The organism is Winogradskyella thalassocola (assembly GCF_900099995.1).
GTDB lineage: Bacteria > Bacteroidota > Bacteroidia > Flavobacteriales > Flavobacteriaceae > Winogradskyella > Winogradskyella thalassocola.
This window is the reverse complement of sequence record NZ_FNCZ01000009.1, coordinates 1-15,717: the sequence shown is the minus strand read 5'-3', so window position 1 is coordinate 15,717 and position 15,717 is coordinate 1. Positions and strand designations below refer to the sequence as shown.

The window sequence follows — 15,717 nt, the reverse complement described above, 5'->3', positions numbered from 1 at the left end:
AAGAGTGTGTTTTTAAATGCTCATTATGAGCTCATAATTTTGGTTTTAAAATAAGTTTATAATTGTTCAGTACTGTAACCCTCACATTTCGATTACTACGTTTCAATACTTTTGTAATGCCACCGACCTGTGGAACTGTTGGAATATTGATGTCTCCTATAACATCGTCCAGAACTTCACTGGTAGCTTCGGCTCTGAAGTTGTTTTCCACATAAATGCCTTCGCTGCCATCTTGTAAATCGAAAGCTTTGAGTTTTGTGGGGTGATGGTTGATATTCTCAATCTCAATTAATGCACGATTGGGCTGAAAGCTTATAAAACCAAATAAAAGTGTGTTCTTGGGCATTTGTTTTCCATTGACCATTGCAGCTTTAGTAAGTTGCATTCGCAATCGCGTATTTGCTTTTACAATTTGGTCTCCATCAACAACGGCGTAAATTGTGGTATCTGTATGACCGATGATTGAAAATGTATTGGGTTTTGGTGCAGCCGCAAAAAATAGTTGATGTTCCAGTCCCAATTCTTTAGCTTGTATTTTTAACTCCCTAATTATTTCTGAAGAATCAATGGCTATAGGGGACTTCGTTTTTACGTTATGTCGTCCAAAGTTTTGATGTTTTAATTCTGAATATTGAATTTTTCCAGCGGCATAAATACTGTCTATAATTCGTTTTTTATGACGTTCTGGTAGTTCTGGATCGTAATACCCCATGGAGTCCATTAATTTTTCATCATAGATACTAGGAGCGTTGGTTTCGCGTACTACTTTTAAATCATTGAGTGCATCTAATTTGGAATCATATGTTTTCTGGTTGTCTTCTAAATCAGGAATCAACGTCTGTTCAAGGCTGTCCTTTTCATTGTCATCATCTCCCATGACCATTAGGCTATAAGAAATAAGGAATATGAACACAATTGCTAATACTGCTATAAATACTATTTTGTTCTTTTCTACTTTCATTTGCTGAATTTTTTAGTGACTCAATTTTTAGTGTTTAGCTTTTTTAAGGTGTTCTCAAAATAATTGGTAATCAGAAGACCATGTGGATTGTTTGGGAAGTTCCGGTCAACGCTAATTAAGTTCCCTGTGGAAACCAATTCATAGGTATCGACAATAGAACCTCGATTAATTTCAAAAATGGTGGTTGTAGTAAACGTATATGAGCCATTGTGTTCTGTTAATTGCGCAGTAATTTGTAGTACTTTCTGAACTAAGGAATATTGTAATAATCGGTTATAAACACCGTCTGCTTTTTTTTGACGATACAAATTATCTACAGAACTGTTGCCTAACCAAAGCGCCCTTTCCAGATTTTTTTCATAGTTGCTGGCATCAATATTATAGAAGTAGTGGTGAAACAGGTCTAAATGTGCCAAAGCTTCCACTTTAAAATTTTCCTTTTGGTTAATGAGTTTCAGCGGAATAATGCTACCATCTGTGTTGATGGCAAAAGCACTATTCAAGGCATTATTATATGTCCTAAAGGCCACCCAAACGGAAAAAGTACTCGATAGCAAGGCACAAATAACGACGACTAAAACAATAAATCGATTGAGCTTTAATACGCTATAGATGTTTTTGTATGGTGTTTTCATATTGAGTTGGATTAGCTGGTAAATAGTCTTAGCGTAAATGATGTGGCTCGCTTATAGAGTTTAAATTTTAAGAAAACTATAAAGCCAACAGTGCCTAGTTGTACAACGGGTGCAAAAAAGCCTTGACCAAAATCGGTCCCAAATAGGTTGGTCCAAAAATTGGTATTTAATTCCGTATAGATCGCATTGATAAATACATTGACTAAGAAGAAAGCAGGAACTAACATATAGACGGCTGCATAGAGTTTAAAAAAGGTATAGGCAAGTGAACGGAACTTTTCAAATACGGCGAGACTTATAACTAAAGGGAAAAAGGCTTGCATAATTCCTAATAGAAAGAAGCGTTCTGCTAAAAACAAGGGGTAGATAAATAAGTCAAGAATCCACAGCATGGTGCTTAGTATAAAGGCTAAGAGCTTGAATCCATAGAGTGGTGTAAGTAAAACTTCATAAAGAAGCGTCATTGCCATACTTGCAGCATCTAATAATCCTACATCTTCTTCAAGTGGTAAATCTTGTAGTTGTAATGGTAATAACGCAGGTGCGGTCCCTCTATATTGCCCTTCAATGGCTACTAATATGCCATCAAAAAAACCTAACACCTGCGTTGAGAAAATAACCAAGAGCACAACAGCAAAATTCTTTGCGAGCTCACTAGGACTTAATCCCCAAGAATACCCATCTTTATCAGCAACACCTTCATTGTATTTTTTTAGAATATTGATTAAGAAAAACAAAACAGCTAGCGTTTTCATTCCTGCAATAGTGTATTGCGAGAAGCTGCTGTTTTGTATGGTTTGAAAAATCGTATCGATATACTCAAGTCCAATTCCTAAAATAATCGCTGCGGTCATTTCTAAAAGTTTCTTTCGCGATTATTAACTTTGTCTTGCATTTTTCTAAAGGAAATAATAGCGCTGTAGCGCTTCGTTTTTATCGTGATGTTCACAACCATTTCTTTAGATTCTTGTTCCTTCTTTCTGAGAACTTCAGCACGTTCTGCATCAGTCATTTTTAGATGGTCACTCGATAGGACTTCGTCAATAAAATCTACGGTATCTAAAGCGTTTTGAACGATAGCATCAAAGGATTCTGCAATTCGAGTTACTTCTTCAGGTTGTATATAAGGCGAGTTCAAAATGTCCTGTAAATCAGTTTGCATCACGTGAATTAAGCGTTGATTGTTTTGTGCAATTTCCTCAACCGCTCGGAGTTGTTGTACGACACTAGATACTTTTTCTATCGCTTCTTTGGCGTCTTTCAAAAATTGTACAGACTTAATCATCTGCGCAGTTTGTTTGCCCGATTCTACCAATTGCTTTACAAGGCTGACAAAATTGGTGTTGTCATAGGTGGGCATGCCTTGGGCAGTAGCCCTGCCAGGGCATAAAAAGGTAATACTAAAGATGACCCCAAAAACTAATGTTTTAATTTTTGTTTTACTTAGAGCAAGTCTATGGCTTAAGTGTTCGATAATTTTGTTTGATAATTTCATAATATTATAGTTTTGATGTGAATTCTTTAATTGCCATTTCCATATTTTGGCTTTTTTCATACATGGCCATTATAGCTTCATTTTCTTGTCCATCAGTTAAGTAAGCGGCATAGACTTCCTTCGGGACCTCGAGCCTGAAAATGTTGCTTTCTTTTCCGATTTTGATGAACATTTCAGTATACTTCCGTGAACCAGAAAGATTGTTTTTAATAGATTTTAATTGGTTTAAATCATGACTTGATAAATTGAGTCTTTTTACAAGTTCTTCATAACCTTTTTCATTATTCAGACTATAGATAACTTGGGTGTTTTCTAAAATACTTGCTGAGGTTGCATTGTCGGGAAGTTGATTAATGGATTGTAGTATGATCCCAATAGCCCCATTTTGTTTTCGTATCGCTTGATAGTAAAATTCAACACTTTCCAGTACGTTGTCAAACTTTAGTTGTTTCGCAAACTCATCGAATAAAATGATGCCTTTTTCGGCTCTGTTTTTCCATATGGTTCTTTGGATCGCCGATTTAATTAACTTCAACATGACCGACAAAATTTCCTTATTGTCTTTCACTTCATCCAGTTCAAAAACAATTAAGCGTTTGTCTTCGATTTTATACGTCTGGTCTTCACTTACTTCAAATAGAAAACTATATAGACCATCTCCAACGTACTCAGACATAACGTGCAAAAAGCTGGTCACATTAAAGTAGTCGGGATGGATTTTTAAGCGACTCAGAAGATCTTTCTGGTGCTTTTCTATATAATTATAGAAACCTTCGAGAGAATGCTGTTTAGACGTATGACGGTAATAATGACGCAATATTTTCTTAACCGAAACCGATTGTGCCTTGGTAACTTTTAAATCTGAAGCAAACAGTTCAAATAGAAATACGGATAAATCCTCTAAGCGTTCTGGAGTCAGATCTTTGACGTCGCTGATATAAAAAGGATTGATCCCTAAGTTTTGTCCGCTCTCATAACGCAATACGGTATACTTTTCAGGATAGAGTTTGGCAAATTTGGTATAAGAACCCCCCAAATCAATGATGACTAATCGTACACCACTTTCAAAATATTGCCGTAAGATGTTATTAGCTAAAAACGATTTGCCTTCACCTGTGGGAGCGAAAATGGCGAAATTCCGAGCTTTGATGCGCTTCTTTTTTTCATCCCAAACATCTTTTAATACTGGAATATTATGCTCTCTATCGTTAAAGATAATGCCGGTTTTATCGGATTTGTAATTGGTGTTATTAATGAACAGACAAAGCGCGTGTTTCAAATCGGTAACGTACAAATCGCTGTTTGAGAAATTGGATGAAAAGCAACAGTAACTATTCAGGATATAATTTTTGCGTTCTTCACCTCTTGGATAATAAGGAATGATATCCAATTCCTTAAATTCAGTCTTAATTTGTGAGGTGATCTTATCTAAAGTTTTAGCGTCTTTTGACCAATAGATAATATTGAGATGACCACGAATGATTCGTGAATTATCATCGGCATTAATTTGATCTAGAATGTGTTGAATTTTTCCTAGAACGACTTTGTTTTGTGAACCAAAATTGGAACTCTTATTAAGTTCCTCGATTTTCTTATCCAATAGCTTACGCCACTTTTGCTTGTCGTCCAGATAAAGAATCTGGTTAACAATGTGATTCTCGTTAAGTGTAAGCCCTATACCATCAATAAATCCTTGATGAAATACAAAATCGTCCGAAGTAAATTTCTCATTGGTTTTGCTACTTTGTACATTGTCTCCAAAGCATAATTCACTGTTGACGGCAAGCGTATCAAAATGGTTTTCGCCTATGGTGACTTTTTTCTTTTCCAATAAAATGTCCGTGTCGAACCCCTCGTTGAAACCATTGAAATATTGACGTGTTAATTGCTGAATAGCTTCTGGTGGTAGTGGAAGAAATTCCATTTTACGACTATTGTTTATAAATGAAACGGAATCGTTTACGGCGTTGGCGAAGCTTTTAATATTTTCATCTAGTTCTTGTGCAATGCCTTTTGAAATTGTTTTGAAAGGGTTGACATATTTAGGATGGTTTAGAGACTTGTTCTTGGTTAAGATGAAGAACAAATAGCAGTGGTGTGTTATATGCTCACGACCTTTAAAATGCGCGTGTGTGGCTTTTTCGAGAAAGGTGGTGTTTGGAAGCGGTTCTGAGTGATATGTTTTTTTAAGATAAATGTCTTGTTTATGGACCACGGTGCCAATAGGTAAGGATTTGAACGCCTGAAACCATGCACCATGTATATCTTCAAAATCCTTTTCAGATAAGGAATAGATTTCTGGCAGATGCCCCTCATAGCACAACACTACATTACCATTGTTGGCAAATACCATATGGTCTTTAATAGCGACAATGGGTTGATATTTTGAAAGGTTAATCGTGTTCATAATTTAAAACAGAAATTCTTTTGTTACTTATAAGTTTTGGAAAGGCTTTTGTCATCTGGAAAAGTTGTGGATGGTTTGTGATCCGTGTTAAAGCCACATATAAGCTAGCATTAAAAAACATCAGACCAATTATAACCCCAAAGCTGAATGAGAAAATGATGATTAATAATGATGCAAGAATAGCCACCATCATTAAGGCAAATAGAGAAATGGGCAATCCAAAAATGGCTGCCCGTTTTCTTATGTTCTTATAGACCTCAAACCGTTTCATTAGACAACGATGCCTATGAGGTAAGTAAAGATGCCTACCACTGCACCTGCAATCAAGACAAATACGAGAACTCGGGTAATCCCTTTTTTAAGATCTGCGTTTTCTCCAAAGAAATGACCAGTGTTAAAGAGGAATCCAATTAAAAAAATGACTCCCAAAATGATGGGGAATATGGCTCTTATGGTATCTGAAACATCATTAACGGAGTCTTCAATACCACCAATCTGAGCAAAGCTTGTGGCTGTTGTCAGTAAAAATGTGAATAGCGTAAACAGTAATTTTTTCATAAGTGCTAGATTTAGCCATTTATCGATGGGATCTAAATGGCAGGTTTTGATTAATACGTTATGAAATCTATTATGAAATGAAGCTGACGGAAGAAAATCTCTAAATTTTAACGCTAAGGGGTGTTAAACTTTTGAAGATTGTTAAGGAACTGATTGATTTCTTGAATATTGTGTAATCTAAAATGATTATGATGTATACGTTAAATCAAATTATAGTATTACTACTCTGCCTGGTTTTTTTTAATATTTCTTATTCACAGAATGAGAAAGACCAAGAAAAGAAACCCATTGTTATAATAGATCCAGGACATGGGGGAAAAGATCCTGGGGCTATAACCACACAAGGTATAAATGAAAAAGATATCGTTTTAGCAATCGCTTCTAAAATGGTAGTTCTCAATGATACGTTATTTGATAATCCGTTAAGGTTATTTCTAACGCGGTATACAGACACCTTAATAGCCCTTCGAGATAGAACTCTTTTGGCAAAAACACTAAAAGCGGATATTTTTATTTCAATCCATTGCAATCAAGCTATAAATACAACCGCAGCTGGAACAGACGTTTTTATTTATCTTAAAAGTGAAGCGCAGGCATCAGCATCTACTTATTTAGGGCTTATAGTACAAAAAGGATTAATAGATGTTCTCGGGATTAAAAACCGAGGATTGAAATATGGAAACTTTCAGGTATTACGAGATAATGATAGTAATGCGTCAATACTCTTAGAGCTAGGATTTTTAACTCAATCCGACGAGGCTATTTATTTGAGCAATGAAGAATCTCAAAGTGCTATTGCTTTGGTTATACTTCAAGCTATTTTCAAAATGTTAGGGTTATGAAAGATTTGTTTAATAGTATTATGAAAAATATCAAAGGTTTACTGAGGAGATTCTTTATAGAAATTTTGAGTTTATTTCATCCACTCTAACATATTTGCTTGAAGCCTGATTGACTCATCTATTGTTAATAGGTTTAACCTAAAATTTGGTGTGCTTTTAACTTTTTTTAAATGAGGAGCTGTAAATATTAGCACGCTTCCTTTTAAACTTTTATCGTTACTTTCTAGTTTTTTTAATGTGTCTTCAAAGACTAAGGCTAAATTATGCTCCATTTCTTTTCTTGTTTTTGGTGGTGGCATACCTCCTAAATTTTTATTCCTCATTTTCTTCAAAGTCTGTTTGGTTTGCAGCCATCATCGCCATATTTCTAGCCATTTCATTAACTGTATTCAAGTCTATTCTTTTGTTTGGAGAATATCTTACCTTAGTAATTCCATCTACAGAATTTCGTAGTCCTTCTGCTATACTTATTCTACCTTGCTCCATTAATTCACCAAGAAGATTTAAGTGTCTTTCAAATTCTACTCTAGAGTCTCTATAATTTTTTCTGCTTTCAATCATTATTCAAAATTTCATGAATTGTTTTCATATTATTTTTGTAAACTACAGAGGTAATAGCTTCATTTAAAGCATGATTTAATGTATCATTATACCTTCCTCGATATTGTGTTTCGTCATGGAAACTTCTACGAAGATATTTGTCTGATTTTACTAAATCGATAGTATTTAATGGTGAACAATATTCTATCACTTTTGATACTAATATTTTACAAAAACCTCCGTTTAAAACCTCTTTATTATTTAATTCATCTATTATGGGGGCAATAGGTAATAGGAATTCTTCTTCTAAGAAAATGTCACCTGTTTTAAACGGAATATCTGGAATTGTTTTATTCAGCTCAACTGCTAATTCTTTATATCCTATTTCTTTAATGTTATTTGCAATTGCAATAAAATTATACTTAATCGTGAAATGAGAAATCGTGGCTATTTGAATCACATAACTTGAGTTTGTTTCTAATGTCTTTTTAATTATTTCTGGATATTCCTCCGAAATTTTTTTTAGGACATAAGAACTCATTTTTGTTGACAGTAAAGGTGTTTTTGATGAAGATGTATTAAGTAATTTTATGATTACTTCTTCTCCTAAAAATTTTCCCAACTCTACTAAATTATTAAATGTTTTTTTTCTAATATCTGTAAAAGGGTGATTGAGGAGCCATATTAAAAAATCGATAATTTGAGAATTGTTACTGATTTTTTCGTTTTCTTTATCTAACCAAAAATATTTTTCTTTCACAGAAGTATCTGGACGAATAATGTAATGAAAATGATTATTCACAATTTTATAGATATCTTCTATTTGTGATTTTGATATTTTACCTTCTAAAAACCATATAACTTCTTTAGAGACTAACCAAGGGGTTTCATTGAATTTTAGTATTTCATGAGATAAAGTCTGTATTATTTCTGTATCAGTTTCTAATAGGCTTTTTATATTTTCTTTCGATTTACTATGTTCTCCAGACCAGTTATTGTACCAGATGCTTATTTTCTCTTTTTCAAAAGAATTAATACCAGTCTTTATTAATTGTTGCCTGTTTTCTTTGGTTGAGTTAATAGAGTTATTAAACTTTTCGAAATCCGTAATCTCTTTGTTTTTTTCTAATGGCTGCTCTTCTGTTATTTTATCTTCTTGATTTTTAGATTCCCAAATAATCCCTTTACTAACTAAATGTGATTTTAATCGTGTTCTATTTGATGTTGTTAATCCAACATATAATTCATTTAAAAGAGCTCTTCTATCATCATCATTTAATTCTTTATCTGCAATAATTTTAGATAAGTTAATAATCACATTCTCAATATGAGAATTATCTAGTATTTCTATTTCATTTAATACTTCTGCAATTTTCTCACCATAGTAAGTTATGTATCTAAAGTTATCATCATTGATAGTGAATATTTCACACAGCGCCCATTTTAGATATGGTGATACATCTTCTATGTTTTCTAAAATTTTTAATACTCCCCTTTGTTCAACAAAATTTCTAGCCCCTAGATTATAACCATCACCAATTGTTGGGGCGTCAAATGTGTTCTGTTCTGCATTATTTATTAATAATTCTGGAGAAGGAAGTATTTCTTGTTTAAAATATTCTAACGCCGAATCTAGTCTACCATTTGCAATAAGACTATTAATAAAACTTTCTTTTTCAGTCCTTACATACCTCTGGAAAGTCATTTCTCCTGAAGCATAGTCGAGTAAAGATGCATAATCTTTGACATATTTATTTAGGCTAGAACTATCGCTTTTTAAATAGGAAAGTGTAGAATTTATTAAATCTAATTGTGCTTCTTTGTACCAAGTAGGTCCCATAGATGTATTTAGTACTTCTTGAAATGTATTATTAAATTCAAATTTTTTTCCAAGAAGAGCATATATTTCTGATATTTTTAAAAGTTCTTCTGTGCGTTCCCATCTATTTTGTACTCCTTTAAGAATATGTTGTTCCCATAATTGTACTATAGGTTGAATTTTATCTGTTTCATAATTTAGAAGTAGTAATTCTTTAACAATTTCATGAAAAACTTCTCGGTAACCTTCTGAAAAAAGCCCTAATTGGTCAATTGATTTTTGTTTAATTTCTTCAATAAAGGAATCTAGTTCATTAGAATTAAAGTGATAATATAAATGTATTAATTTTGTGTAAAGTAGAGGGAAGATAGCTTCAGGTAATTGATAACTTCTATTCCAATTGCTTCTTTCTTCAAATGAAAAATTTATGGATTCTCTGATTAAATTGAGTTGTTCTTTAATTAATTGAAAATCATCTGAATCATTTTTAGCTTTTAAATTGTATGCTTTTCCTTCAAGGAAATGAATTAGAACAATAATGCTCTTCAAATAAAGTTCCCAACCATTTTTACTCCATCGTTTTTTGATTTCGGGAAATGCATTATCATCATTTATATAACCTTTGCATTTAGATTTAAATGCAATATTTATATATGCAGCATAATTAAAATCTACTCCATTATCGTTTCTTATATTATTTTCATCCATTTCAAAATCAAAATAATTTTTAATAAGTTTTGTAACAAGTGAAGTATTTTTACTATCTTTTAAAAGAGATTTAACTAATAGTATCACTTCTACTTTATCGTTAATATAACCGTGATTTAATATTAAATATTCTATATCTGCGACAATCTCAAGATGACTGTCATTTTTATCGTGATAATTTGAATTATATCTATTTAGCTCATAATCATAGATGTACTTGGAAAGAGCTATCATTTTTGCCCATCGGCTATTTAAAGGGTTTCCTGAGAACTTTGATACTTCAACAGAGTTTATATGAATATTTTTAGCTCTCATCAAATATGCTTGATGCCAACCTGTAGTTACTTCCCTCATTAATGTTACTCCTGTTGTAGTTTGTTCGCTATCGAAGTCATCATTGCTACCTAAACTTTGAAGGAATTTCGAAAAAGCCATATATTGTCTATATCCCTTTTCAGAATTTTCATTTGTAGACAGTACAAGTGAGTTAGCTTTCATTGTAAAGAAATCCATAGAAACTCCTTTGCCAGATTTAAACTCACTCTCAATCTCTTTTCTAAATCGAGCGTCAATAGCCTCTAACAGTACATTTGCTTCCTTATAGGCTTCTGCTTCGTATAACAACTGCAAAAAAATTATAGCTTGATCATTACTAACTAAAAGAATATTTCTCCTAACAATATATTTTAAAGCGTGCTGATAATCTTCATTAGCTATTAATGCTAAAGCTATATTTTGGGCATATTCGTATAATATGTAATCATACCTAAACTCGATACGCTGCAGGAGTAATAAAAGCCTAATGAGTTCTGTTGTTTGTTCTAATTTTAAAGATAGGTTTATTGTGTTTTTTATATCTAATAAAACTATATCAGGTTCGATATGATTAAGAGTAAGTTTATCTGCCCATTTTTGATTACAACTTTTTAATGCTTTTTCAGGAGTATTACTTAACGCATAATGATGTAAGCAGTTTTCTATTGAATACTCATTGTCTAAATTATTCTCACAAAAAGAAGCAATATTGTCGTTACAGTCTTTAATAAATAATTTTACTTTTTTTGTTATGAATTCTTTAAATGAATTATGAAATATTTCTATTTTGTTATGATGTTTTGTAAATAGATATTTTATACTTGGAAATGATGAATAAAAATAGGTTTTCACATCTGCTGGTAGAATATGAATAATATTTTCTTTTTCTAACGGACTTCTGAGCTGGGAAATACTTAAACTTATCCAAAGCTTATTTTTATCTTCATAGATAGTGTCCCAGATACTTAACATCAGCTCCTTTGTTTATAAGCTTTTCAGTTTTTTTTAAGTCATTTTTTACAACAGCTTCATAAAGTTTTTCATTTAAATTTTGAGCATTGGTAGGTATTGAAATTCCAATAAGTAGGATTAAAGCTAAAAGTTTTTTCATAAGTATGTTTTTTTATTTAAAGGAATTATTATCATTGGTTTATTTGGTTTTTTCATAAACAATTCCATTGCATTCATCGCCATCACCTATCGCTATCATTATAGCATATTTTCCATTTTTTTCCGTAAAAGGAACTACACGTTCCTCCATATCGATTACACAATCATATGATTCTCCACAGATTACTTGCCATGTTTTGATTTTAATTATTTTGTCTCCATTTTTATAAATTAATTTACCGTTTTTATTTAATTCAAGAGTTGAAGTCCAGCCTTTAAGGTCAGAACCCAAATATTCTTTTGATTCTTCAGAGAGTTTGTATAATCCAATAGTTTGTTTTTCGTCTGGTTGCGATTCTAATTGTGTGTATCCTAATTCCCATTTACAAAAAATTGGATGACAACATATTAGAAAGATAAAAAGAGCAATTGAAATATATTTTTTCATCAGGTTTTTTTCAAATTGGTGGTAACGTTAAGTATAAGAAATCGTAGGGCAGGTGATAAGCACTATCGTTTCGGTTTATTACTTAGCAAAATATAAATATTTTGCTTTTATCTTTTCTATTGTAAATGCCAAATTTTATATTTAGCGGACTTTGTAAATATTCACAAACCTTTCGGTTTAGTACAAACGCCCTATGTTTTTTATACACTGTTGTGCTTAGTATTTTATTTCCAAATCTAATTGTTTTCCTTGGTCTTTTAATTTATTGTCTATCATTGTTCCAATTGCTATTCCAATACCAAACCCGATTGGTATTCCAATTCCGATAAAAGCCATATTGCCTGTAATTGAACCAATAACAACTCCGATTGGTACTCCAATAGCACCAACTCCCAAGGCTAACCAAATGTTTCTATAATGGTTTTTGGTTGCTAATTTATGTTGTTTTTTAATTACTTTTAAAATTTTTGATTGAGCGCTTTTCAGTCGTTTAGAAAATTGATTATCCAAATTTGAAATGGAATTGATAGAGTTAATTTTATTATTTATGACAAGTACAACGTCATCATTTAAGGCCTTATTACTCAATTCGGAAATTAGCTGTTGAAATTGAGCATACTTTTTACCCAATCGACTATTTTCGTCAAAACCAAGTCTATCGTTTAAATTTTGGATTTTCATTTCGTTACAATTTTAAAATATTTAAACTCTATCTACCATTGACATTGTGTTAAGTACGCAATGAGCAATAATCAAAGGCCATAAATTTCTTCCAAATTTCACATAAGCAATTCCCATTATTAGACCAATAAGACCAACTCTAATAGACCTGTCTGACAAATCGTAAGAATGCCTAAACCCAAAAATTAAGGCTTGTAGTATTACTGCAAGAATTGTGGCTATTGTGGTTTGAGAAAATAATTTCTCAAACCAGTTTATTAAGAAACCTCTGTCTAATAATTCTTCTAACATCGATTCAAGTAAAACCGCTGGCATAATTGTGAAAAACAGTAACCAATTTCCTTTAAGATTTCCAAATTTAGATGCTGAATTTTCAGAATAATTTTTTTGCTCCAATGAAAAGGGTAGGTAATCTTTAATCATCTCGAATGCCATTATGGAAAGAACAATCGCTATTAAAATACCAATAGTGACGAATAAAGTTTTCTTGAAACTTTCAGGTTTGCGCAGTCCTAAATCTTTCCACGAAACATTGCGGACTTTCATCCGCCAAGTAGCAATGATTAAAGTTGTTAATGACCAAAAAAGTCCGTTGATTATAAAACCTACACTCGGAAAATAAATTTCCCTAATTAGAAACATTACGGAAATGTATATAATAAGGTCAAATAAAAAACCTTTGTGATTAATTGGCTTGGTTAAATCGTTGGAAATTTGTTTCTGTTCAGCTTTCATTAAGTTAATCCATATTCGATTGGTGTCTATAAGACGATACACTCGAAAAAAGGTTACAAGATTTTATTAATAATTTCACTGCAAACATTCCTTAACTAAATGGAAGTAGTAATTTTCGGTGGTTTGTTAATATTAAGCACAACGTGTTATATCATACCTTTTATCTCTCATATCCCACAAATTAAGTGGGTAATAGCAAGTGTTTTAGATAGTTAAAGTCATGTGCTACGAAGTTAATTATATTTCTAATAAAAACTATACGTAAAGTTACGTACAACTGCGTTTCGTTAACAGCCAAGTTAATACCTTCTATTCTAAATAACTTACGGTAAACCGTAATAGCCAATGCATAATAACCAAAACCCTATACAGATCAAACCCACTTTGTTCATGGAACATGGTATTAATAGCTTCAGTGTTATAGTCTTTGTCCGCTATAAATGACCATAGATGTTTAATTACAGGACGTCCTTTTTTTAGTGAAGCCTACAAAAAGGGGAAGTCTACATTATATTTTTATAAAATTGAGAAGGAGTTGGGAATTTTTCTTCTTCGTTCATGTTTTTCAGAGGGTGAGTTGCATGCCGCACAAGGGTTTTGAATAAGATTAGTTGCGTGGTTAAGCAACGAATTCAGCAAATATAAACCGAATAGAAAATCCGCGAAGATTTTGGTAAGTAGGCGAGAACTAGCCATTAATTATACACGGCTTTGTTGGTAGCCGTTTTTTATTATTCAAAAGCTTTTTTAATTTCAATTTCAGCTAAAGCATACCATCCTCCATTTTCATTTTCTTTTGTTGATTTTACAATGTTTTTAAGTCTTTCAACTTTAGCTTTCTTGTATTCTGGCAAGTCATAAGTTGGCAATCCCTCAACTGCTAAATAGAAATAATCTTTTAAGTTAGTGCAGAAATAGAAATACTTATCAATCACATATTTTTCTAATTCATAAGAAGAATATACTTTGTAATTCATAACATTCCAATATTTTAATAATCTAATTAGTTTCCTTATTTGGTAATTGTTATCTCTATTCTTGTCATTTAATTGTCCTTTAAATGTAAGAGGATAAGTCCCAATCCAAGTTGTATAGCTAGAAGCTGGTGCTGGAATATTATATGTTCCCCAAGCAGGAACTAATTCAAATTTGATATGACTTAGTTCAAGGACAATTGTCGGTGATGATTGATATATTTCATTTTTTGAATAATTTGCTACTGCAAATCTTTTTAACCTATTCATTAAAGTTTGAGGTGTCCATTCATTGCCGTCAGTAAAACACACCATAAAATCAATGTCAGAATTCGAATCTTTGCTTCTTCTTAAAATAGTTCTTCTATCATATGAACCGAAAACAAATTTACTAGCAATATTATCAAAGTAATTTCCAAGCTTTGTTGATAATGTGTTTATTGATGTGTCAATTGAGTTTCTTTCCCAATCCGCAATTGTAATTGAGCTAGACAAGTCAGTTAGATATGATAGTACAGACATTTAAAATTTTGCTTTTATGGATTTAATTATGTTGTCAGTTCTGTCTTCGTTTGAAGATTTTGATAGTTTGTAAAACCAATTTGGAATTTTTTCAGGTACGGTTCTTTCTGTGTATATAATATCCTGAATTTGCCTTAGAACACCTTTACTTGGCTTTTCTCCATTATCAGAGTATTCATTTAGGATTTCGTCAATTTGACCTAGAGTGTCATTTTTTGACTTAATATGATTTTTTAGAGAAAGACTGTTTTGAACACTATAAATTAAAAATGAAAGAGAAGGTGCTATGAGTAGGAGTATATCATAGATTCCAATATTTTTTGAAATAAAAAATCCAATAAAAATCCCATAGTATGCAACTAAAAGAATTATTAAAAAAGTTACAAATCTTTTTCTCAGTTTTAATTCCCAAGAGAAGTTAATTCTCTGACAAAGAATAATTGCAATTGTTTTTGGTAATGATGAATCAACTTCTAGTGAATACCAATTAGATAAATCATTCCCTTTATATTCTTTTGCAAGGTCAATTTTTGTGTCAGTATTTATTTTGCTTTTGCATAATATTTCGTTCCAAGGAATTTCAAAAAGTTCTGTGTCAAACTGTTCTTGAATTTTAGCACCTTGTTCTGTTTTCTTTTTTCTATAATTTTCGGTTACTAAATAAATAATCGTCCATAAAACTCCAAAAGCACCTAAATAATTAACAATGTCGGTTCTATACATTCCAATTATCGGTAAAACAATTGCCATCAAAACACTTATTACATCAAATACTTGATATATTTTACATTGGCTATAAGCGACTCTTTGAGCTTTCAAATATTCAATAAATTTCGTTTCGTTCTGTGTTTGTGTAATTCTGTTCATTTTTCAAATGTCTCGTCCTAAAATACGTCTACAGGTTATTGATTAAAATTAAGCTGCATTTTGGTGCACATTATTAGGTGTTTTATAGTCTAAAGATAAA

17 protein-coding genes are annotated in these 15,717 nt (G+C 31.9%); 1 reads left to right on the top strand and 16 read right to left on the bottom strand.

Annotation, left to right across the window (positions count from 1 at the left end; genetic code table 11):
- Window positions 1–31: 31 nt before the first annotated feature.
- From traM to BLT80_RS16435, 7 genes are read right to left on the bottom strand one after another with little or no spacing between them, the layout of a single operon-like run.
- Entirely contained in the window at window positions 32–961 is a 930-nt protein-coding gene (traM, locus tag BLT80_RS16465; RefSeq protein ID WP_092469995.1) for a conjugative transposon protein TraM, read from the bottom strand.
- Window positions 962–981: 20 nt separating this feature from the next.
- Window positions 982–1,596: a conjugal transfer protein TraK gene (locus BLT80_RS16460; RefSeq protein WP_092469993.1), complete on the bottom strand. Its 615-nt coding sequence runs from the start codon at window positions 1,594–1,596 to the stop codon at window positions 982–984.
- 11 nt (window positions 1,597–1,607) lie between these two features.
- On the bottom strand, window positions 1,608–2,450 hold the full coding sequence (locus BLT80_RS16455) for a hypothetical protein (protein WP_092469992.1): 843 nt from the start codon (window positions 2,448–2,450) through the stop codon (window positions 1,608–1,610).
- A gap of 2 nt (window positions 2,451–2,452) precedes the next feature.
- Complete coding sequence (locus BLT80_RS16450) at window positions 2,453–3,091, bottom strand: conjugal transfer protein (protein WP_092470245.1); 639 nt, start codon at window positions 3,089–3,091, stop codon at window positions 2,453–2,455.
- A gap of 4 nt (window positions 3,092–3,095) precedes the next feature.
- Complete coding sequence (locus tag BLT80_RS16445; protein ID WP_092469990.1) at window positions 3,096–5,498, bottom strand: TraG family conjugative transposon ATPase; 2,403 nt, start codon at window positions 5,496–5,498, stop codon at window positions 3,096–3,098.
- Window positions 5,485–5,769, bottom strand: a complete 285-nt coding sequence (locus BLT80_RS16440) for a hypothetical protein (protein WP_092469988.1) — start codon at window positions 5,767–5,769, stop codon at window positions 5,485–5,487. Before BLT80_RS16440 ends, BLT80_RS16445 begins: the two co-directional genes overlap by 14 nt.
- The gene (locus BLT80_RS16435; RefSeq protein WP_092469986.1) at window positions 5,769–6,056 is read right to left on the bottom strand and encodes a hypothetical protein; all 288 of its coding nucleotides are present in this window, start codon (window positions 6,054–6,056) and stop codon (window positions 5,769–5,771) included. Before BLT80_RS16435 ends, BLT80_RS16440 begins: the two co-directional genes overlap by 1 nt.
- 188 nt (window positions 6,057–6,244) lie before the next feature.
- On the opposite strand from BLT80_RS16435, the gene BLT80_RS16430 reads away from it, so the two are divergent.
- The gene (locus BLT80_RS16430; protein ID WP_175455636.1) at window positions 6,245–6,898 is read left to right on the top strand and encodes an N-acetylmuramoyl-L-alanine amidase family protein; all 654 of its coding nucleotides are present in this window, start codon (window positions 6,245–6,247) and stop codon (window positions 6,896–6,898) included.
- Between the two features lie 71 nt (window positions 6,899–6,969).
- Here BLT80_RS16430 and BLT80_RS16425 read toward each other — a convergent pair whose 3' ends face one another.
- The 9 genes from BLT80_RS16425 to BLT80_RS16390 all read right to left on the bottom strand — a co-directional run bounded on the left by BLT80_RS16425 (window position 6,970) and on the right by BLT80_RS16390 (window position 15,617).
- Window positions 6,970–7,221, bottom strand: coding sequence for a hypothetical protein (locus BLT80_RS16425; RefSeq protein WP_092469982.1), 252 nt, complete (start codon window positions 7,219–7,221; stop codon window positions 6,970–6,972).
- Window positions 7,211–7,459 (bottom strand): AVAST type 1 anti-phage system protein Avs1c, encoded by a 249-nt coding sequence (gene avs1c / locus BLT80_RS16420; protein ID WP_092469980.1) that lies wholly within the window; start codon window positions 7,457–7,459, stop codon window positions 7,211–7,213. The genes BLT80_RS16425 and avs1c overlap by 11 nt, the downstream gene beginning before the upstream one ends.
- The gene (locus BLT80_RS16415; RefSeq protein ID WP_092469978.1) at window positions 7,452–11,252 is read right to left on the bottom strand and encodes a hypothetical protein; all 3,801 of its coding nucleotides are present in this window, start codon (window positions 11,250–11,252) and stop codon (window positions 7,452–7,454) included. Before BLT80_RS16415 ends, avs1c begins: the two co-directional genes overlap by 8 nt.
- The gene (locus tag BLT80_RS20150) at window positions 11,224–11,391 is read right to left on the bottom strand and encodes a hypothetical protein (protein ID WP_175455635.1); all 168 of its coding nucleotides are present in this window, start codon (window positions 11,389–11,391) and stop codon (window positions 11,224–11,226) included. Before BLT80_RS20150 ends, BLT80_RS16415 begins: the two co-directional genes overlap by 29 nt.
- Before the next feature lie 39 nt (window positions 11,392–11,430).
- Window positions 11,431–11,838 carry a hypothetical protein gene (locus BLT80_RS16410; protein WP_092469976.1) on the bottom strand — a complete coding sequence of 136 codons (408 nt, stop codon included), beginning with the start codon at window positions 11,836–11,838 and terminating at the stop codon, window positions 11,431–11,433.
- Between the two features lie 216 nt (window positions 11,839–12,054).
- Window positions 12,055–12,519 carry a hypothetical protein gene (locus tag BLT80_RS16405; RefSeq protein ID WP_092469974.1) on the bottom strand — a complete coding sequence of 155 codons (465 nt, stop codon included), beginning with the start codon at window positions 12,517–12,519 and terminating at the stop codon, window positions 12,055–12,057.
- 21 nt (window positions 12,520–12,540) lie between these two features.
- Window positions 12,541–13,254, bottom strand: coding sequence for a CPBP family intramembrane glutamic endopeptidase (locus BLT80_RS16400; protein ID WP_092469972.1), 714 nt, complete (start codon window positions 13,252–13,254; stop codon window positions 12,541–12,543).
- A gap of 731 nt (window positions 13,255–13,985) precedes the next feature.
- Window positions 13,986–14,750, bottom strand: coding sequence for an SMODS domain-containing nucleotidyltransferase (locus BLT80_RS16395; protein ID WP_175455634.1), 765 nt, complete (start codon window positions 14,748–14,750; stop codon window positions 13,986–13,988).
- Window positions 14,751–15,617, bottom strand: a complete 867-nt coding sequence (locus BLT80_RS16390; RefSeq protein WP_092469971.1) for an S-4TM family putative pore-forming effector — start codon at window positions 15,615–15,617, stop codon at window positions 14,751–14,753.
- Between the last annotated feature and the right edge of the window lie 100 nt (window positions 15,618–15,717).